Genomic DNA, 17,523 nt, shown 5'->3' with positions numbered 1-17,523 from the left:
AGGATCGGCCCCGCTGTCAAATGGCGCAGGATCAGAAGCCCGGGCCGATTTCCCATTTGGCGATCAACGCATTCAGGCTGCCGTCAGCCTTCATCGAAGCAATCGCCGCGTCGAATTTGCCTTTCAGCTCGCCGTCGCTTTCGCGCACGCCCATGCCGACGCCACCGCCCAGCATTTCTGTCTCGGCCAGCATCGTCAGGTCATCAGCTTCGGCCGCAAACGGGCGCAGATAGGCGTCATCGGCCAGTACCGCGTCAGCTTCGCCGCTGCGTACAGCTGCAATGGTTTCTTCGGGGGTTGCGAATTCGACCAGTGTCGCGCCGGATGCCGCAATATGTGCGGCCTGAATGGTACCGGTCTGAGCCGCAACAATGCCGCCTTTGATATCGACATCAGCGCCCATCAGCGCCAGATAACCGGACGGATCGGGCTGTGTGTAGTTTTGAGTGAAATCAATCACTTCGTCGCGTTCGTCGGTGATCGACATGCCCGCGATGATGGTGTCGTAGTTGCCCGAAACGAGGTTGGGTATGATTGAATCCCATTCGTTGGTGACCCACTCGCAGGTCAGTTCGGCGCGTTTGCACAGCTCGTCGCCCAGTTCACGCTCGAACCCGTCAACTTCGCCAGCGTCGTTGATGAAGTTATACGGAGGGTAGGCGCCTTCGGTGCCCATGCGGACTGTGTCCGCCATGGCAAACCCGGTTGTCAGTGCCAAGGCCGCCGTGCTGAGGATTAGTTTTTTCATGTATTGCTCCCATGGTTGGTTTTTTGTTTTTTACGCGGCTGTTGAACTTAGAAATTGTTGAAGCCGTTCTGATTTTGGCGATCCAAACAGCGTTTTGGGATCACCTTGTTCTTCGATCATGCCCTGATGCAGGAACACCACGTGATTGCTCACGTCGTGCGCCATTTTCATGTCATGTGTCACGATCAGCATGGTACGGCCTTCTTCTGCCAGCGCCTTGATCACGCGCACAACTTCTTGTTCCAGCTCAGGGTCAAGCGCTGACGTCGGTTCGTCAAACAGCAGCGCTTCGGGTTCCATCGCCAGCCCACGTGCAATCGCAGCGCGCTGTTGCTGGCCACCCGAAAGCTGGGCCGGGTAGACATCGCATTTGTCCCCGATGCCGACCTTGTCCAGATATTTGCGCGCCGAAGCTTCGACTTCGGCCCGGTCGCGGCCGAGCACTGTCACCGGTGCCTCCATGACATTTTGCAGAATGGTCATGTGGGCCCACAGGTTGAACTGTTGAAACACCATGCTGAGATTTGTGCGGATGCGCAGAACTTGGTTTGGGTCGCTGGGATGACGGGCATGGCCCGATCCTTTCCACGACACCGGTTCACCTTTGAACAGGATCTCGCCTTTTTGACTGTCTTCCAGCAAATTGGCGCAGCGGAGAATTGTTGACTTGCCCGATCCCGAAGAACCGATCAATGAAACCACGTCGCCACGATGGGCGGTAATGTCGACACCTTTGATAACCTCAAGATCACCATATGCTTTGTACAGGTCGCGGATTTGCAGAACAGGCGCAGTATCAGCCAAGGGGACCCCAATTGTTTTCGTGGCATTCAGGACATCAATAGGAATGAAAAAGTGTGCGATTGCAATGTTCAAAAGGAGTGACGCGCGGGGAATTCTGCCGTTTTGCCAGAGAATCTGTCCAAATGGTCAGGGTTGAGGCGGCGTTGGTACGTTCAGATAAGATTGCGCCGGCATAAATACGATGTCTTTGAGCCGCAAAAGTCCACGGTCTGCGGCAGACAATTGCGCGACAGCCTGTGACAAGGCACAACGAATAGGTTCAGGGTCGCGATTCGGTGCTGTGATAAAAGGCAGAGCCGGTGTCGGGGCTGTGCGCGCGATCTCGGTCAGGTTGGTTGAGAAATCGTCAAACTGCTGGATCAGCGCCCATGTCAGAGCATCAACCGCGGCGATGTCAGCCTGTTGTTCTGCCACCGCTTGCGCCGATTCCCGATGTGCGCCAGTTGCGGTGCGTGGTCCGATTTTTAGCCCATGCTCTGTAAAATGTGCAAAAGGTGCAGCCCAACCAGATTGCGACATCGCTTCGTTATAGGCGAGGGATGCGCCATCAAAAGCCGATAACGGTTGGGCGGCTTGGGTGTGATGCGCCACCAGAACGGAATTGTAATAGCCCGGCGGACAACCGGGCAGGCCGTAGTCAGGGGTGGCGACAAGGCGGACATGGTGATGAAGCCGTGTGCGGTATGGCATGCCGCAGGTCTGGGCGAGCATCAGTTCGGGTGATTGCCAGACAGACCAGACATCCGCGTCCCGGGTCAAATCGCGGGGCGCGTCGGTCAGATGGGATCGTATTGCTTTCCAAAGCCGGTCATTGGCTTCTGCCGTCTCGGGACGGTCATACATGGAAAGGCTGGCGATCATGCCTTTTGGATCACCCTTTGACGGGCCATGGCGCTGTCGCGGTCGCTGATGCCCAGCAAATTGGACGCCAGACGCACCAGCGCGTCTTCTTCGGCATCGCGTTGCCCGTCCGCCAGCACAATCTGCCACATGGCCTCGATCACCGAGATACGTTGATCAAGAGGCACGGCATCTTTGATGGCCCGGGTAAAGCGCACCGTGTCGGGGGCTTCGGTTTCCAGCGTTTCGGCTTCTTTGCGCAAGGCTGTGACCTCAAATGGGCCAAGGCCATAGCGTTGTGCCGCGATGCGATCGATCTGGTCGGCTTCTTCGGCGGTATATTCGCCATCGGTGCGGGCAATGCGCACCAACAAAGCCATCAGGGCCAGTCGGGCGTCAGTATCATTCAGCGGTTCAGGGGCGGGAGCGGTCAGGCGCTTGAGAAAATCAGCAAACATGCGTTCAGATGTAGGATGCCAGCGCGGGCGCCGCAATGCCCCATGTGTTCGGGCGAGGTCCAACTATCGGCATTAGCTGGGTGAGATCAGCGAATCGTCCGGGCTAATGCCCAGCATGGATTCGATTTCCTGAAGGGTCGCATCTTCTTCGGGGGCGTGGTCGCCATCGGCCATAATGACCTGCCACAAGGCCTGCGCCATTTCCAATCGGTGTGGATAGTCGACGTTTTGGCGGATCAGCAGGGCAAAATCGGGTGTGCCGGGGGCGGCGGCTTCGAGCTTTTCGCAGGTTGCGCGCATTTTTGCGGCCTGGATTGGGTTCAGGCGGAATGTGCCTGCGAGAATGCGGTCGATTTCGCCAATTTCGACAGCGTCATAGTGGTTGTCAGATTTTGCCACACGCACCAGAAGAGCGCCAAGTGCGAGTTTTTCGTCAGGTTCCGGCAGGGCGGGTGTTGCCGACTTGCCGCGCAACCGGTTCAGCAAATTGTCCCACATCATTCATCATGCCCTTCGACAATGACCATATCGCATTCGCTGACCGGGGTGCGCAGCGCCCTGGCGGCCTGATAGCCAGCTGAATTGTAACAGTCGAGCGCTGCCTGATAGGAGGGGAATTCCAATACTACGTTGCGGCTGCGCGATGTGCCTTCGGGGTTTTCGAATTGACCGCCCCGCACCAGAAAGCGCGCACCATATTCGGCAAATGGTGCGGCGTTGGCCGTTACGTATTTCTTGTATTTCTCAAAATTATCGACGTCGACGCGTCCGATCCAATAGCCTTTTGCCATCATGTTCCCCGTTAAATTTTTTGTTTTGCAGGAGGCTGGAACAAGTTGGTTGAGTTGGCAAGCATTGAGCGCACGGGCGGGTCAAAAAAACCGGCTGGCGTTGCCCAAATGGATGCCGGGCTCCGAAGGGGTGATACGGATCAGCGCAGGGATAACAAGCTGAGCATGGCGTTGCGCTCAAAGCGCAGATTGTCCAGCGCGATGCCTTCGGGGTCCGCATTTTCGATGATCAACCCGGCAATATCGGCAGTATCATTGGCGCGCTGAAAGCCATAGGTCGCCTCGGACAGGGGACCAAGTGTCAGGTTGTGGATGCCGGTTCCGTCGCGGCGCAGGAATGTCACGATGGCCACGCCTTGTTCGCCGCCGCGAATATCAAACGCAACGGCGGACTGGTCATTTTCAAACAGCACCGCAATGGCGCCTTCTCCGGTGGCTTCCGCTTTGGGAAACCCTTCGGGACCGTGGCCGTGCAACACGCTTGTGGCCATCAGGCGCAGAATGCCCAGCGTTTCGCCGGGGGCACCGGGCAGGACGGTGAGTGGGGCAAGTGCGGTGCCGCCAACCCTGTCAAAATTGCCTTCGCGTGTCAGATCCTGGCCGGCAAAGCGTTCCCCAAAGGACACGCCGGGTTGCACCAGCACCTTTTCGACCTGACGACCAACACCAAAGGAACTGGGCTGATCATCAAAGGTGATGGTGCGGGAAAGCGACAGAGTTTCGGCATCCACCACGCAAACGGGCGCGTCGCACGCTGCGGCTGCAGTGGCGATCAGGGTGCTGCACAGGGTGAGAACCGGAATGATACGCATGCCGTCAGGATACGCGCGGAATGTAAATTCGCCAAAGGTTTTCCCGAATTTGGTGTTGAGGCTAGGGTGGTCAGGTGCGGTGACGACCGTGGGTTTTGCAAAAAATGCTTTGGCAATGCGCTGACCGCCCTTAACGTGACGCTTTATGCGGACAGGAGATTTGACCTTATTTATTAGGAGGATTGGAAATGCGACTATCTTTATCAGTGATTTTTTTGGTGACATCCGCCCATTTCGCGGCTGCGGAAGTGTCGGTTGAGCGCGGTGAATATTTGGTTCGTGGCCCGGCGGGGTGCGGCAATTGTCATACGCCTCAAACGCCGAACGGGCCGGACATGGACAACGAACTGGGCGGCTTCATCGTCGAGAAAAGCGCGGCGATGGAGGCTTGGGCGGTCAACATCACACCGGGCAGTCGTGTGGCGGATTGGAGCGATGCTGAGCTGGCCAAGGCCATTCGTGAAGGCATCCGCCCGGATGGATCCGTGATCGGGCCACCGATGCCAATTGGTCTTTACCGTGGATTGTCCGACGATGATCTGCATTCGATTGTCGCGTTTATCCGTACGGTGCCCGCAAGCGATAACGTCACGCCGTTTTCAACCTATTCCTTTCCGCTTCCCCCCGCATACGGCCCGCCGATCGAAAGCATTTCCGCGCCGGAACGTGGCGTTAGCGTGGAATATGGTGCCTATCTGGCGGGACCCGTAGCGCATTGTCTGGAATGCCATACCCCGCTTGGCGACAAAGGGCCAAAATTTGACACGCATTTGGGCGCGGGCGGATTTGAGTTTCACGGCCCCTGGGGAAAGTCAGTTTCGTCTAACTTGACACCACATGAAGACGGGCTTGCCGGGTATTCGGATGCAGAGGTGAAAGCCATGATCACCAAAGGCGTGCGCCCGGACGGGTCGCGGATGATGCCACCGATGGGATATCATCACTATGCGGCCATGACAGAAGACGATCTGAATGCCGTGGTTCTGTATCTGCGCCAAATGCCGCCATTGCCGGACGCTAAATAGCTTCCCAAAATAGAAATAAGCATCACCAAAGAAAATGGGCTCCGGATTCCGGGGCCCTGTGCGTTTGATGTGTGTCGGATTGGAAAAGCGGTAGGGCGGAAAGTGGGAAGCTGGATTTGCAGGGTGGGGTGATCGAAGTTGAAGGTTATGATTGCCTTGAAGCTCCCCAATTTCCTTGTTCACATACCAGCCATTGAACGCCCCTCGAAGGCCTGCTTTGTGTCCGATCTATTGTTTTAAAACTAGAGGAGGTCCATCACCATCTCATGCCACTGCACGCCTCCGTGATCAGACGCAGAAGGTTGCGTATAGCGATAGCCAAACTTCTCGTAGAGCGGAACGTGGTGCTCTTTGCACATAAGGTGGATGGTTTCCTTTTTCGCGCCTGTCATTCGTTTGACGAATTCCGACATAAGAGCGGCGGATAAACCCCGCCCCTGAAATTCCGGATCAACCACCACGGACATGATCACGACATTCGGCGCAGACGGATCGTGGCCAATGAGTTCTTTGAAATCCTCGTCAGACATTTCAACGTTATGGGCGCACCCGCTGTTTATGAAGCCAACAACAGTGTTATTCATTTCAAGGATCAAAAAGCCCTCAGGATAGTTCGCGATACGCTTTGAAATCTTTCCAAGCGTCGCTGATTCATCGCCATTGTAGGCTGATGTCTCTACATCAAAGCAGCGCCTTGCATCGGTTGGTAAAGCACAGCGATATTCGTGGGTGTCCATGTGACGTGTCAATCTGTGAAAATCTCAAAAATGAAGGATATTTGAAAATTCGATTGAAATCCAGTTCGCGGGGAACCGCTTAAAAATCCCGAAACGATAGAGGATGCACCAAATGGGGGGCGACCACGGAACCCTGCGGTGTTCAGTCCAAAAACGGCTGAGGGCGCCGCGGCCCCAGAGATCATGCCCTGCCAGCCCTGGATCAAAGCGCCCGTTCCGGGGAACAGGCGCATGATCGTTTTAAACCAGTCGCGAGTTTTCTTTGGCGGCGCGCACAAAGTCGCGGAACAGGGGGTGGGGGTCAAACGGTTTGGATTTGAGTTCCGGGTGGAACTGAACGCCGATGAACCATGGATGATCCGCCCATTCCACGATTTCCGGCAATCGCCCGTCAGGGGACATGCCGGAAAATTTCAGACCGCAGTCTTCAAGCTTGTCGCGATAGGTTGTGTCGACCTCGTACCGGTGACGGTGGCGTTCTTCGATGGCGGTTGCGCCATAGACGTCTGCCACGCGGGACTTGTCGGTTAGCACCGCGTCATAGGCGCCCAGGCGCATTGTGCCGCCTTTGTTGTCGTCTTGCTTGCGCGTGACTTTGGCGTTGCCCTGAACCCATTCCTTGAGGTGATAGACCACAGGTTCGAACCGTTTCTGGCCTGCTTCGTGGTCAAACTCTTCTGAGCCGGCCGATGTGATCCCGGCGACATTGCGGGCCGCTTCGATCACGGCCATTTGCATGCCCAGACAGATGCCCAGATAGGGCACTTTGCGTTCGCGGGCGAACTGGGCAGCTTTGATCTTGCCTTCGGTGCCGCGTTCGCCAAATCCGCCGGGCACCAGTATGGCGTCATAGCCTTCGAGATAGGGGGCTGCGTCTTCTTTGTCGAACACCTCGGCATCGACCCAAGAGACGTTTACCTTGACGCGGTTGTGCATGCCGCCATGCGTCAACGCCTCTTTGATCGACTTATAAGCGTCTTCTAGCTGGGTGTATTTGCCAACAATGGCGATGTTGACTTTGCCATCTGTGTTGTGGATGCGATCCACCACATCTTGCCAGACCCGCAGGTCCGGGCGTGGTGCAGGGGCGATGCCAAAGGCGTCCAGCACGGCCTGATCCAACCCTTCGCGGTGATAGGCCAGCGGAGCCTCGTAAATCGATTTCAGATCGTAGGCGGCCACCACAGATTCTTTGCGCACGTTACAGAACAACGCAATTTTACCGCGCTCTTTTTCCGGGATCGGATGTTCCGAGCGGCAGACCAGAATGTCAGGTGCGATCCCGATGGATTGCAGTTCCTTGACCGAGTGCTGGGTTGGCTTGGTCTTAAGCTCACCCGAGGCCGCGAGATAGGGCAGCAGGGTCAGATGCATGAAAATGCACTGGCCCCGGGGTTTGTCGTGGCTGAACTGGCGGATGGCTTCGAAAAAGGGCAGGCCTTCGATGTCACCAACCGTGCCGCCGATTTCGCACAGCATGAAGTCAACTTCGTCGTCACCGACATTGATGAAATCTTTGATCTCGTTGGTGACGTGCGGCACGACCTGAATTGTTTTTCCCAGATAATCGCCGCGTCGTTCGTTTTCGAGCACGTTGGAATAGATACGTCCTGACGAAACTGAATCGGTCATGCGCGCCGGAACGCCAGTGAAACGTTCGTAATGGCCAAGGTCCAGATCGGTTTCCGCGCCGTCATCGGTGACAAACACTTCGCCGTGCTCAAACGGGGACATCGTGCCCGGATCGACGTTCAGATAAGGATCCAGTTTGCGAAGGCGGACCGTGTAACCGCGCGCCTGTAGCAATGCTCCGAGAGCCGCAGAGGCCAGCCCCTTGCCCAGAGAAGAAACCACACCGCCGGTAATGAAAATATAGCGTGCCATTTGGTTGGCCATCCCCCGTGATCGTCAAAATTCTGTGCGCCCGGGACAGTCGAAACTGTCACTGCATCACGGGACTTAAGTATATCAGGATTCGCAAGCGTTTGGCAACCGGATCGCAAGATGCTGTTGCGACCGGATTTTTTGCCTCAAGCTATGGTAGTGGCCCGCTTGGGCCAGGTGATCAATCGGCGCGCGGCAGAAGCGGGCTGGAATCACCTTCGCCCGGAGGCAGAAGTGAGTCACCCGACGGTACAGCCGGAACCGAGCTTTCTTCGGCAGGCGCTTGCGTGCCCAAACGATCAAACACAGAGCTGGATGCAGAGTTTTGCGCGGCAATCACGGTCAACGCGATGGACGTTGTGATAAACGCGGCTGCAATCACCCAGGTGAACTTACCCAACGCGGTCGCTGCTGCGCGGCCAGACATGGCACCACCGCCGCCGCCGCCCATTCCAAGGCCACCGCCTTCGGAACGCTGCATCAACACAACCCCAATCAGGGTCAGTGCAAGAACAAGGTGGATGATGAGAACGACGTTTTCCATAGAGACCTGTCTGAGCGAGCATTCGGTTGGTTCAGCGCGCTATGTAGGCAAGTTTATCGCCGGGGGCAAGGTGGTTTCGCGGTAAAGACGTGTGGATTTCGGATCAAAGCGGGCAAATCAAATACGATCAAGTTTTCCCACGGTTCTATGCCGACAAAGTGTTTTCTGCGTGTTGCCTGCCCCGGACTACCCTTGAGGCATTCCAAACCTAATGCGGAGTGCAAAATGCAACGTAAAAAAATCTCATTATTACCCCTATCAGTGACTGCGCATTTTCTGGTGCTGGCGGCTGCCACCAGCGTGTCTCCGACCCCGGTCATGGCAAATGAAATCGGCTGGAAATGTGGGTATATCACGCAGCAGCATGCGACCTATACATACAGGCATGTTCGGGTCAGGCCATTTCCCGATGAAATAGATTGCACTGCAAAGTATCGCAAGAAATACCCCGGATTGGTGGCCGCCGAAGGCTTTCAGGGTGAAATTGACGATCAGGAAATCCGCGCGAATGTTGCCAAACGCGCCAATTCCCAGGACCGTCGTTAGGGCGAGATTGCCAAAATCATGCTGGACAAGGCAATTGGGTTCAGGTCAATTTCTATAATGCCTCATGATCATGACCACTCACATTCGTTACTGCCCCCTGATCCCGCACTTCGGGTGCGGGCCTTGGAAACCATTCTGACCGAAAAGGGATTAATTGATCCTGCGGCTCTGGATGAAATAATCGACACGTATCAAAGCCGGATTGGCCCCCAGATCGGCGCCGAAGTTGTGGCGCGGATGTGGGCGGATGATGCGTTTCGCCAGGAGATGCTGACCGACCCGATGCCGCGATTGCAGGACATGGAGATGTATGGGCGGCAGGGCGAACACATGGTGTTTGTGGAAAACACAGACGCTGTGCACAACGTTGTCGTGTGTACGCTGTGTAGCTGTTACCCGTGGCCATTGCTGGGTATCCCGCCCGGCTGGTACAAATCTGACGCCTATCGCGCGCGTGTGGTGCGCGAGCCGCGCGCCGTTCTGGCCGATTTCGGTATTGTGGTGCCGGAAGATAAAAAGGTGCGGGTCTGGGATTCGACGGCTGAAATTCGCTATCTGGTGGTGCCTCAGCGCCCCGAAGGCACCGACGGTATGAACATCGAGGGATTGGCGGAGCTGGTGTCGCGCGATTCGATGATTGGCACCGGGCTGGCAAAGGCGCCAACCGCATGAGCCGGGTGCATGACATGGGTGGTCGCTATGGCGACGGCGCCGTTGATCCGACCGATAACGCCGTTTTCGCCAAAGACTGGCATGCGCGCGCGTTGGCGCTGACATTGGCAGCCGGGTCATTGGGGCAGTGGAACATTGACATTTCCCGTCACGCGCGGGAATCGCTAAGCCCGAAGGATTACAGCCGCTTTTCATATTATGAAAAATGGTTGGCGGCGCTGGCGGATATGTTGGTGGAGCGCGGCGTTATCACGCGTGTGGAATTGACGACCGGGCATGGTGCGGGGCTGTCTGAGTTGGCCGACCGCGTGCTGAAAGCCGACAAAGTGGCGGGTGTTCTGGCCCAAGGCAGTCCGTATACGCGCCCAGATGTTGAGGCGCGATTCTCTGTTGGGGAGGCCGTGCGCACACGCCGACCGGCGCGAAATACCAAGGTGACGGGCGGGCACACACGTTTGCCGGTCTATGCGTCAGGAATTCAGGGCGAAATTGTGCTGCGGCACGGGACACATGTGTTGCCGGATTCCAACGCTCACGGATTAGGTGAGGCGGCAGAGCCGCTTTATGCTGTGGCCTTTTCAGCCCGCGATTTGTGGGGGGAGGAGGCGCAGGATGGCGACGAAGTGGTATTGGATTTGTGGCAAAGTTATCTGGAGCCGGCATGACGAAACGACCTGAACCGGTATTTGAAGCCCCCTGGCATGCACAGGTTTTTGCGCTGACTGTGCATCTGAATGAGGCGGGCCATTTTGGCTGGCCTGAGTGGACGCAGGCATTTGGCGCGACATTGAAACGCCACGGTCTGACGAGAGAGCTGGACGGGGGCGAGGACTATTTCAACGCCTGGCTGGAAACGCTGGAAGGCGTGTTGAAACAGCTGGGACTGGCCGAAGAGCACGGCATCGAAACCATGCGCGCGGCTTGGGAGCAGGCCTATCTGAATACGCCACATGGCAAGCCAGTGAAGCTTTCTGCCGCTGGATAACGCGGCACTTGGGATGGGTCGGGTATATCCTGAATGCCGTTTATGTGATCATTCAGCTTTGTCGTGTAAGATTTTGTAAGAAAAAAGATTTTAGATGATTTGCCTGGCAGCGATTAATCAGCTGTCGATGTCATCCATGTCATACTGACCAGACAACATTCGTCGCACGATGGACCAGCCAAGCCCGATGCCCAGAACAATCGACAGGGCCAAAATTGCGATCCATGTATTCTGGTCGCGGTTGTCCAGCCGCAGAATGCCCCAGTCGTAAAGAACCCAGATCAGCGCAGCGACAACTGCCAACACCAGAAACATGCCAAAGCCGCCAATTGAGCGGATGGTTGCCCGCAAATAGATGATGTAACCGATCACCAGCAGGAGGCCGAGCAATACCGCCAGCGGTGTTTCCTCGATGTAATTCTCCATGCTCCAGTGGATATAACTCCACTTGGTTGGGTTGAAGGTCAGTGCCAACAAAAGGAAGGCAAAGATCCAACGCAGCAACAGCCCCATTTCGGACCCCTCATTCGGCTTTTTTTCCCATGGTTTGCGCAAAATAGGGCGCCATGTCCAGTGCTGCGTCGAATTTGCGGTTTCGTGTCGCGATGAACATGGCTAAAAGGACGCGGGTTTGCACATGGGAAAAAGGACTCGGTCATGGCCAATGTGGTTGTCGTGGGCGCTCAGTGGGGCGACGAAGGAAAAGGCAAGATCGTCGATTGGCTGAGCGAGCGTGCAGACGTCATCGCCCGGTTTCAGGGCGGACATAACGCGGGCCATACGCTGGTCATTGATGGCAAGGTCTACAAGCTGCACGCGCTGCCTTCGGGCGTTGTGCGCGGTGGCAAGCTGAGCGTGATCGGCAATGGTGTGGTCCTAGACCCCTGGCATCTGATCAATGAGATTGAAACGGTGCGTGCACAGGGCGTTGAAATCAGCCCCGAGACGTTGATGATCGCGGAAAATACGCCGCTGATTCTGCCAATTCATGGCGAACTGGACCGGGCACGCGAAGAGGCATCCAGCAAAGGCACCAAGATTGGCACAACCGGGCGCGGTATTGGACCATGTTACGAAGACAAGGTCGGGCGCCGCGCCATTCGTGTTGCTGATCTGGCGGATGAGGCGACATTGATTGCCCGCGTTGATCGCGCGTTGCAGCACCATGATCCGCTGCGCAAAGGATTGGGCATCGAGCCGGTTGATCGGGACGCATTAATCGCCAAACTGCGCGATGTCGCATCGCTGATCCTGCCGTTTGCTGCCCCTGTTTGGAAAGTATTGAACGAAAAGCGCAAAGCCGGCCGCCGTATCTTGTTTGAAGGTGCGCAGGGCGCGTTGCTGGACATTGATTTCGGGACATATCCATTTGTGACATCGTCCAACGTGATTTCGGGTCAGGCTGCGACGGGTGTTGGGATTGGACCAAACTCGATCGATTTTGTTCTGGGTATCGTTAAGGCCTATACCACCCGCGTGGGTGAGGGGCCGTTCCCGACCGAACTGTTTGACGATGATGGTCAGCGGCTGGGCGAGCGTGGGCGTGAATTTGGCACAACAACAGGGCGCAAACGTCGCTGTGGTTGGTTTGATGCGGCGCTGTTGCGCCAGACCTGTGCGACGTCAGGTGTCAGCGGGATCGCGTTGACCAAGCTGGATGTGCTGGACGGGTTTGACGTGCTCAAAATATGCGTGGGCTATGATCTGGACGGCAATCGCCTGGACTATTTGCCGACCGCTGCGGATCAACAGGCGCGCTGTACGCCCATCTACGAAGAAATGCCGGGCTGGTCAGAATCGACCGAGGGTGCACGCAGCTGGGCGGAATTGCCGGCCAATGCGATCAAATATGTGCGCCGTGTGGAAGAGTTGATCAATTGCCCTGTGGCAATGCTGTCGACGTCACCGGAGCGTGATGACACCATTCTTGTCACTGATCCGTTTGCCGATTGAGGCCGTAATGTCTGTAAGATCGGGAATAAGGGGACAGGCATGGCGTTGAGCTACAAAGCGCGAAAGCGCGTGGCGATCCTGGTTCTGGTGGTTGGACTGCCGGTTTATGTGGTCGTGGCCGTCAATCTCGTGGCTTTGTTTGATCGTCCTTCGATCCTTGTTGAACTGGCCATTTATGTCGGTCTTGGGATCGTGTGGATTTTACCGTTCAAATCCGTCTTCAAAGGGATTGGACAAGCTGATCCGGATGAAAAACCAGAGCAGGACAAATAAAAAAGGCGGCCACCGGGGCCGCCTTTTTCTTTCGTTGGGTGTTCAGATCAACCAACAGCCCGGTCGTCGGGTTTGTAGTTGATTGATGCGTTGGCGGTGAAACGTCCGCCAGCGATTTTTTCGATTTTCTTTTCCCGCAGCAATTGGCCAAAGCTGCGCAAACCAACCTCACGCGAGAAATCTTCTTCGTTGGCGTCGCGGGCCAGTCGCATCAGCATCGGGCGTGAAAAGCGATCATGGCCTTCGACAAACGTGACATAGGCGGCGGCAGCTTCGAGAATTTCTGGCAGCCGCGAGGCGCCAACGCTTTGGGCATAGTCAATGAACCCGCCCTTGCTGGCAGAAGAAGAACCGACCGGGGCAGCAGAACGCGCGATTTCCTCGCGGTCCTTCCGGTCGGTGGACACGCGGCGCGGACGAACAGGAACGCGCGGTGTGGTGTCGTCTTGGATGACCTCCTCAGCTGCCTCAGCAGCAGGTTCGGGCGAATCAATGCGCTGTTCGGCCACCAACTTAAGCGGTGGCGCCGAAGGGCGCTCTGCGGTGGCGCGTGGCTTGTCTGCTTTATCGTCCGCAGGCACGGCGCGTACCACGCTGGCCAGATCATCGCGGTAAATATTAGAGACGTCGCGTTTGGTCAGATCGGACCCGGCATCTTTTTCAGCCTTGGTGGCTTTGACCGCGGCACGCAAATGAGCGATGGCGCGACGGCGGCGGTTGCCTTCGGGCTCTTCCATTTCGCTTTCGGCCTTGGCCATCAGGCGCGACAGGTCGTCTTCGCCTTTGGCAACAGGCTTGGCCTCTTGCGGAGTTGCTTCCTCGTCCGCGATCTGCTCTTCGGGCTGATCCAGTGTCAAGACCGGTTCGGTCAAAACAAATGCGGCTTCTTTCGCGGACGTGTCATCCTTGCTTTCCGGGGCAGGATCAGGCGCCTGATCTTCATCTGCGCCCTGCTCAAAAGCCGCGTCTGTTTCTGCCTCTGCAACAGCCGCTTCTGCTGCTGTCGCCTCGTTGGCGTCGGCGCGCTTGAGTTCGGCTTCAACCTCGGCCAATTCCGCCAAAAGATCGGCTTCGTCTTCTGGAGTCAGGCTGGATCCATTGGCAACCGGTGCGTCTTCTTCTTCGTCTTCGTCAACCGGTTCAGCTTCCAGAAGACCAGATGCGACGGCTTCTTCAAAGTCAGCCTTTTTCATGCGCACGACGCGCGCCCGCAGTGGATTAGATGAAGCTGCCTCGGCTTCGAAAGGAGAGATGTCAGCGTCGTCTTCGTCATCTTGCTGAGCTGTGTCTTCAAGGTCAGCCAGAATGTTGTCTTCTTGCTGGAAATCTTCGGCATGTTCGTCTTCAGAGAAGTCGTCTTCGGGGTCATTTTCGACACGCGAAACAACCGCACGGATGCGTTCGAGCTTGGCAGCAATAGAGTTTTCTTCGAATTCGGGCGCAGCATCTTCGCTGGTATCGTCATCCTCCCAGTCAGCGAATACTTTTTCCTGTGCATCTGCAACGTCTTCCAATTCGACGTCTGCTTCGGATCTATCCTGATCTTCAGCGAAAAGATCAATTTCGTCTTCCTCTTCGGCGTCGTTCAACTGCTCAGAGATGCTGTCCAGATCAGTGGCCTCAGACACCGCTTCAGAAACTTCTTCAGCGTCGGCAACATCTTCTTCGTCCTGCGCGAAGCCTTCTGAACGGACTTCAACAACTTCTTCTTCGACAGCTTCAACCATTTCAGGTTCAGCAATCTCAGGTTTCGCGTCCTCAAATGCAACGGCCTGCTGGACGTTGGTCAAGTCAAAGTCCTGCTCTTCGAAAGCCGCTTCCAGATCTGGAACTGCAACCTGTTCTTCCGCAGCTTCTTCGGTCTCGGTTGTGGGTTCAACAGCGGTATCTGCAGCAACAGCGGCGAGAACGTCGGCAACTTCAACCTCTTGCGATGCGGCGGTGTCTTGCGCAGCGACGTCGTCAACCAGATCGTCGGCAACAGTCTCATCAACCAGATCATCGGAAACGGACTCGTCGGCGCTCTGAGCAGGTGCTTCAATCACCTCGTCAGTCAATATTTCGTCGGTAACGTCTACAATTTCGGGCACTTCTGCAGTTTCTTCAACGTCTTCAACAGGTGCTTCATCTGCAGGTTCAGTTTCAACCACAGGCTCAGCGACCGGCTCGGCAATCGTTTCCTCTTTGACTGGGTCAGCGGCTGCTGGTGTTGGGGATGCGGCACTTAATACAATTGCACCGTGATCAACACGTGCCTGTACGCGCCGTTCAATTTCACGTTCGGCGATCCGCGCCAGCATTTCCGCATCCGGCGTCGGCGGTTCGGCGCCAAAATAGCGATCATCGCCAGCCAGATCGCGAAAATACTCCGCGATGGCTTTCATTGTGTCGAAAGAATCCTCGAACCCTTCCAGGGTGCACGAGAATGTCCCGTAGGAAACCGTAAGAACTTTGTTATTCGTAACCATTGAAGCTGGTCCTTTGCACTACTCGACATTCTGTTTACCACGAGAGGAACGACGAAACGTGACCGATTCTGTGGAAGGCAGCGTATCATTTTGCGGCCAATTTGTGTCATGTTGATCAATGCTAAAGGAAATCGCCGTCTATGAGGGCTATTGTTCACAGTTCGGAACCAATCACGCTGGTTGGCGCGGGTCAGGTCGACAAAAAGGACATTATTCGCTGTCTTGACGTCGCTCCGACTCTTGTGTCGGCGGATGGTGGGGCAGCGCATTGTCTGGAAGCCGGGTTAATGCCAGAGGCTGTTATTGGCGACATGGATTCGCTGGACGGGACGGTTGTACAGGGTGTTCCAGCGGATCGTATCCACAGAATGTCCGAGCAGGAAAGCACCGATTTTGAGAAATCACTGCGGTCCGTGACGGCGCCTTTGATCCTTGGGGTTGGGTTTACGGGGGCGCGGCTGGATCACCAACTGGCCTGTTACAACGCCCTGGTGCGTCATCCGGATAAGCGTTGTATTCTTCTTAGTGATACCGATATCGCGTTTTTGGCACCGCCCTCGATTGCGCTGTCGCTGGAGGCAGGCACACGGGTGTCGTTGTTTCCGATGGGCTTGGTCGAGGGTGTCTCTGATGGGCTACGTTGGCCGATCAATGGGTTGGTGTTCACGCCAGACGGGCGGATTGGCACATCAAATCAGGCGTTGGGTCCGGTGACGTTTGAGATGACTGCACCAAAGATGTTGATTATTCTGCCGCGTGATCAACTGGAGAAAGTGGTTCTGGAGCTTGCTGTGCAGCCCGGCTCATGGCCCGCTCTCTGAACACAATATAGAGACCCGCCGCGATTGTGATCAGTATCCCTGTGGCTGCCAGCCCATTGGGCAGGTCGGAAAACACGATCCAGCCGATCAGGGTAGCGATTGGGATTTCCAGATATTGCATAGGGGCAAGCGTCGCAGAAGGTGCATAGCGCAGTGACCATGTCATGAGCAAATGCGCGGCCGTTCCAAGCAACCCAATGGTCAAAAGCAACGCCATGGTCGTTGTGTCGGGAACAATTATCTTCATTTCAGGCATGTCAAAAACAAAGCCCAAGGCCAGCGCTGGCAAGGTGACCGTAACGGCCATGACTCCACTGACGGCTTGAAGTGAAATCGGATCTACCTCTTTGGCGATCTGGCGTGTCACCAGCATGAACAGGGAAAACACCACGGCAACGACCAAAGGCAAAAGCGCCGGTGGACCAACTTCGACAAAGCTTGGCTGGATGACAAGAAGCGTACCGATGAACCCAACGATACACGCCAGCAGGCGGCGCATCCCGACTTCTTCGTTCAATACAAATTTGCCGAGCAGAAGCATCAGGAACGGCATGACAAAGGCAATGGCCACCGCGTCCGCAAGCGGCAGGTGGCGCAGGGCAAGAAACATGGCGCCAATGCCGATGATGTGCAGCGCAGTCCGGAGAGCGACAAGCCCGAGAATGCGTTTGCGCATGCGCCACGGACGCCTGGTGATGGCAATGATTGGGATCAGCACCAGCGCCTGTACGCCAAAGCGCACAAGTAAGGTTTCCCCAATCGGAACAGAAGTAGATAGAATTTTAGCCACCGCATCCCCCATCGGAGCCAGAATGCAAAAGCACAGCATTAAAGTGATGCCGAGAAGGGGTCGGTCTTGCGCCATACGCGAACGCTACGATCTGTTTTCCGGGAAAGCAATCCAATAACCCATAGGTTGACGTTGGATTATGCAATACACCTTAATATACGGGCCGACATGGTTGCCGGCCCGTTTGGTATTTCTCATCAGAACTGCCACTGCGGGCATGTGTGCCTAGGTGTTCATTCTGTTTTTGATGAGGTCATCGACGACGGCTGGTTCGGCGAGAGTTGAGGTGTCTCCGAGGGCTCCGAAGTCGTTTTCTGCGATTTTTCGCAGGATGCGGCGCATGATTTTGCCGGAGCGTGTTTTGGGCAGGCC

The 17,523-nt window shown here is 56.0% G+C and carries 21 protein-coding genes; 8 read left to right on the top strand and 13 right to left on the bottom strand.

What is annotated here, in order from left to right:
* Window positions 1-31 precede the first annotated feature (31 nt).
* From ABJI08_RS20895 to ABJI08_RS20865, 7 genes are all read right to left on the bottom strand, one after another.
* Window positions 32-748, bottom strand: a complete 717-nt coding sequence (locus ABJI08_RS20895) for a transporter substrate-binding domain-containing protein (RefSeq protein WP_348403783.1) — start codon at window positions 746-748, stop codon at window positions 32-34.
* A gap of 30 nt (window positions 749-778) precedes the next feature.
* Window positions 779-1,552: an ATP-binding cassette domain-containing protein gene (locus tag ABJI08_RS20890; RefSeq protein WP_348403782.1), complete on the bottom strand. Its 774-nt coding sequence runs from the start codon at window positions 1,550-1,552 to the stop codon at window positions 779-781.
* A gap of 126 nt (window positions 1,553-1,678) precedes the next feature.
* Window positions 1,679-2,413 (bottom strand): PhnD/SsuA/transferrin family substrate-binding protein, encoded by a 735-nt coding sequence (locus tag ABJI08_RS20885; RefSeq protein WP_348403781.1) that lies wholly within the window; start codon window positions 2,411-2,413, stop codon window positions 1,679-1,681.
* A complete protein-coding gene (locus ABJI08_RS20880) occupies window positions 2,410-2,850 on the bottom strand; it encodes a TerB family tellurite resistance protein (protein ID WP_348403780.1) in 441 nt (146 codons plus the stop codon). Before ABJI08_RS20880 ends, ABJI08_RS20885 begins: the two co-directional genes overlap by 4 nt.
* 72 nt (window positions 2,851-2,922) lie before the next feature.
* Window positions 2,923-3,351 carry a TerB family tellurite resistance protein gene (locus ABJI08_RS20875; RefSeq protein ID WP_348403779.1) on the bottom strand — a complete coding sequence of 143 codons (429 nt, stop codon included), beginning with the start codon at window positions 3,349-3,351 and terminating at the stop codon, window positions 2,923-2,925.
* The gene (locus ABJI08_RS20870; protein WP_348403778.1) at window positions 3,348-3,641 is read right to left on the bottom strand and encodes a DUF1330 domain-containing protein; all 294 of its coding nucleotides are present in this window, start codon (window positions 3,639-3,641) and stop codon (window positions 3,348-3,350) included. The genes ABJI08_RS20875 and ABJI08_RS20870 overlap by 4 nt, the downstream gene beginning before the upstream one ends.
* 140 nt (window positions 3,642-3,781) lie before the next feature.
* Window positions 3,782-4,453: a hypothetical protein gene (locus ABJI08_RS20865; RefSeq protein WP_348403777.1), complete on the bottom strand. Its 672-nt coding sequence runs from the start codon at window positions 4,451-4,453 to the stop codon at window positions 3,782-3,784.
* Between the two features lie 188 nt (window positions 4,454-4,641).
* Here ABJI08_RS20865 and ABJI08_RS20860 point away from each other — a divergent pair, with 188 nt between their 5' ends.
* A complete protein-coding gene (locus ABJI08_RS20860; protein WP_348403776.1) occupies window positions 4,642-5,478 on the top strand; it encodes a c-type cytochrome in 837 nt (278 codons plus the stop codon).
* A 242-nt stretch (window positions 5,479-5,720) separates the two neighbouring features.
* Here the strand turns inward: ABJI08_RS20860 and ABJI08_RS20855 are convergent, their stop codons facing one another.
* From ABJI08_RS20855 to secG, 3 genes are all read right to left on the bottom strand, one after another.
* On the bottom strand, window positions 5,721-6,215 hold the full coding sequence (locus ABJI08_RS20855) for a GNAT family N-acetyltransferase (RefSeq protein ID WP_348403775.1): 495 nt from the start codon (window positions 6,213-6,215) through the stop codon (window positions 5,721-5,723).
* A gap of 240 nt (window positions 6,216-6,455) precedes the next feature.
* Entirely contained in the window at window positions 6,456-8,099 is a 1,644-nt protein-coding gene (locus ABJI08_RS20850) for a CTP synthase (protein WP_348403774.1), read from the bottom strand.
* A gap of 181 nt (window positions 8,100-8,280) precedes the next feature.
* A complete protein-coding gene (gene secG / locus ABJI08_RS20845) occupies window positions 8,281-8,643 on the bottom strand; it encodes a preprotein translocase subunit SecG (RefSeq protein ID WP_348403773.1) in 363 nt (120 codons plus the stop codon).
* 225 nt (window positions 8,644-8,868) lie between these two features.
* Between secG and ABJI08_RS20840 the strand changes: the two genes are divergently transcribed.
* From ABJI08_RS20840 to ABJI08_RS20825, 4 genes are read left to right on the top strand one after another with little or no spacing between them, the layout of a single operon-like run.
* Window positions 8,869-9,189: a hypothetical protein gene (locus ABJI08_RS20840; RefSeq protein WP_348403772.1), complete on the top strand. Its 321-nt coding sequence runs from the start codon at window positions 8,869-8,871 to the stop codon at window positions 9,187-9,189.
* 57 nt (window positions 9,190-9,246) lie between these two features.
* Complete coding sequence (nthA, locus tag ABJI08_RS20835) at window positions 9,247-9,861, top strand: nitrile hydratase subunit alpha (RefSeq protein WP_348403771.1); 615 nt, start codon at window positions 9,247-9,249, stop codon at window positions 9,859-9,861.
* Window positions 9,858-10,526, top strand: coding sequence for a nitrile hydratase subunit beta (nthB, locus tag ABJI08_RS20830; protein WP_348403770.1), 669 nt, complete (start codon window positions 9,858-9,860; stop codon window positions 10,524-10,526). Before nthA ends, nthB begins: the two co-directional genes overlap by 4 nt.
* Entirely contained in the window at window positions 10,523-10,846 is a 324-nt protein-coding gene (locus tag ABJI08_RS20825; protein WP_348403769.1) for a nitrile hydratase accessory protein, read from the top strand. Before nthB ends, ABJI08_RS20825 begins: the two co-directional genes overlap by 4 nt.
* Before the next feature lie 117 nt (window positions 10,847-10,963).
* On the opposite strand, the gene ABJI08_RS20820 is transcribed toward ABJI08_RS20825, so the two are convergent.
* The gene (locus ABJI08_RS20820; RefSeq protein ID WP_348403768.1) at window positions 10,964-11,359 is read right to left on the bottom strand and encodes a DUF6524 family protein; all 396 of its coding nucleotides are present in this window, start codon (window positions 11,357-11,359) and stop codon (window positions 10,964-10,966) included.
* Between the two features lie 144 nt (window positions 11,360-11,503).
* Between ABJI08_RS20820 and ABJI08_RS20815 the strand changes: the two genes are divergently transcribed.
* Together ABJI08_RS20815 and ABJI08_RS20810 are read left to right on the top strand one after the other, a co-directional pair.
* The gene (locus ABJI08_RS20815; RefSeq protein WP_348403767.1) at window positions 11,504-12,799 is read left to right on the top strand and encodes an adenylosuccinate synthase; all 1,296 of its coding nucleotides are present in this window, start codon (window positions 11,504-11,506) and stop codon (window positions 12,797-12,799) included.
* A 39-nt stretch (window positions 12,800-12,838) separates the two neighbouring features.
* The gene (locus ABJI08_RS20810; protein WP_348403766.1) at window positions 12,839-13,072 is read left to right on the top strand and encodes a DUF2842 domain-containing protein; all 234 of its coding nucleotides are present in this window, start codon (window positions 12,839-12,841) and stop codon (window positions 13,070-13,072) included.
* A gap of 47 nt (window positions 13,073-13,119) precedes the next feature.
* Here the strand turns inward: ABJI08_RS20810 and ABJI08_RS20805 are convergent, their stop codons facing one another.
* Complete coding sequence (locus ABJI08_RS20805) at window positions 13,120-15,540, bottom strand: hypothetical protein (protein WP_348403765.1); 2,421 nt, start codon at window positions 15,538-15,540, stop codon at window positions 13,120-13,122.
* A gap of 140 nt (window positions 15,541-15,680) precedes the next feature.
* On the opposite strand from ABJI08_RS20805, the gene ABJI08_RS20800 reads away from it, so the two are divergent.
* Entirely contained in the window at window positions 15,681-16,361 is a 681-nt protein-coding gene (locus tag ABJI08_RS20800; RefSeq protein WP_348403764.1) for a thiamine diphosphokinase, read from the top strand.
* Here the strand turns inward: ABJI08_RS20800 and ABJI08_RS20795 are convergent.
* Entirely contained in the window at window positions 16,285-17,226 is a 942-nt protein-coding gene (locus tag ABJI08_RS20795) for a DMT family transporter (protein ID WP_348403763.1), read from the bottom strand. The genes ABJI08_RS20800 and ABJI08_RS20795 overlap by 77 nt on opposite strands.
* Between the last annotated feature and the right edge of the window lie 297 nt (window positions 17,227-17,523).

It is taken from the genome of Shimia sp. (genome assembly GCF_039969785.1).
Lineage (GTDB): Bacteria > Pseudomonadota > Alphaproteobacteria > Rhodobacterales > Rhodobacteraceae > Shimia.
This window is presented reverse-complemented; position numbering and strand designations above follow the sequence as displayed.

What these genes read in the sequence shown, in the direction of transcription:
- ABJI08_RS20805 (WP_348403765.1), bottom strand. Translation starts at nt 15,540, where the DNA reads ATGGTTACGAATAACAAAGTTCTTACGGTTTCCTACGGGACATTCTCG.
- nthA (WP_348403771.1), top strand. Translation starts at nt 9,247, where the DNA reads ATGCCTCATGATCATGACCACTCACATTCGTTACTGCCCCCTGATCCC.
- ABJI08_RS20850 (WP_348403774.1), bottom strand. Translation starts at nt 8,099, where the DNA reads ATGGCACGCTATATTTTCATTACCGGCGGTGTGGTTTCTTCTCTGGGC.
- ABJI08_RS20895 (WP_348403783.1), bottom strand. Translation starts at nt 748, where the DNA reads ATGAAAAAACTAATCCTCAGCACGGCGGCCTTGGCACTGACAACCGGG.
- nthB (WP_348403770.1), top strand. Translation starts at nt 9,858, where the DNA reads ATGAGCCGGGTGCATGACATGGGTGGTCGCTATGGCGACGGCGCCGTT.
- ABJI08_RS20795 (WP_348403763.1), bottom strand. Translation starts at nt 17,226, where the DNA reads ATGGCGCAAGACCGACCCCTTCTCGGCATCACTTTAATGCTGTGCTTT.
- ABJI08_RS20860 (WP_348403776.1), top strand. Translation starts at nt 4,642, where the DNA reads ATGCGACTATCTTTATCAGTGATTTTTTTGGTGACATCCGCCCATTTC.
- ABJI08_RS20870 (WP_348403778.1), bottom strand. Translation starts at nt 3,641, where the DNA reads ATGGCAAAAGGCTATTGGATCGGACGCGTCGACGTCGATAATTTTGAG.
- ABJI08_RS20820 (WP_348403768.1), bottom strand. Translation starts at nt 11,359, where the DNA reads ATGGGGCTGTTGCTGCGTTGGATCTTTGCCTTCCTTTTGTTGGCACTG.
- ABJI08_RS20810 (WP_348403766.1), top strand. Translation starts at nt 12,839, where the DNA reads ATGGCGTTGAGCTACAAAGCGCGAAAGCGCGTGGCGATCCTGGTTCTG.
- ABJI08_RS20840 (WP_348403772.1), top strand. Translation starts at nt 8,869, where the DNA reads ATGCAACGTAAAAAAATCTCATTATTACCCCTATCAGTGACTGCGCAT.
- ABJI08_RS20800 (WP_348403764.1), top strand. Translation starts at nt 15,681, where the DNA reads ATGAGGGCTATTGTTCACAGTTCGGAACCAATCACGCTGGTTGGCGCG.
- ABJI08_RS20865 (WP_348403777.1), bottom strand. Translation starts at nt 4,453, where the DNA reads ATGCGTATCATTCCGGTTCTCACCCTGTGCAGCACCCTGATCGCCACT.
- ABJI08_RS20825 (WP_348403769.1), top strand. Translation starts at nt 10,523, where the DNA reads ATGACGAAACGACCTGAACCGGTATTTGAAGCCCCCTGGCATGCACAG.
- ABJI08_RS20880 (WP_348403780.1), bottom strand. Translation starts at nt 2,850, where the DNA reads ATGTTTGCTGATTTTCTCAAGCGCCTGACCGCTCCCGCCCCTGAACCG.
- ABJI08_RS20815 (WP_348403767.1), top strand. Translation starts at nt 11,504, where the DNA reads ATGGCCAATGTGGTTGTCGTGGGCGCTCAGTGGGGCGACGAAGGAAAA.
- secG (WP_348403773.1), bottom strand. Translation starts at nt 8,643, where the DNA reads ATGGAAAACGTCGTTCTCATCATCCACCTTGTTCTTGCACTGACCCTG.
- ABJI08_RS20885 (WP_348403781.1), bottom strand. Translation starts at nt 2,413, where the DNA reads ATGATCGCCAGCCTTTCCATGTATGACCGTCCCGAGACGGCAGAAGCC.
- ABJI08_RS20855 (WP_348403775.1), bottom strand. Translation starts at nt 6,215, where the DNA reads ATGGACACCCACGAATATCGCTGTGCTTTACCAACCGATGCAAGGCGC.
- ABJI08_RS20875 (WP_348403779.1), bottom strand. Translation starts at nt 3,351, where the DNA reads ATGATGTGGGACAATTTGCTGAACCGGTTGCGCGGCAAGTCGGCAACA.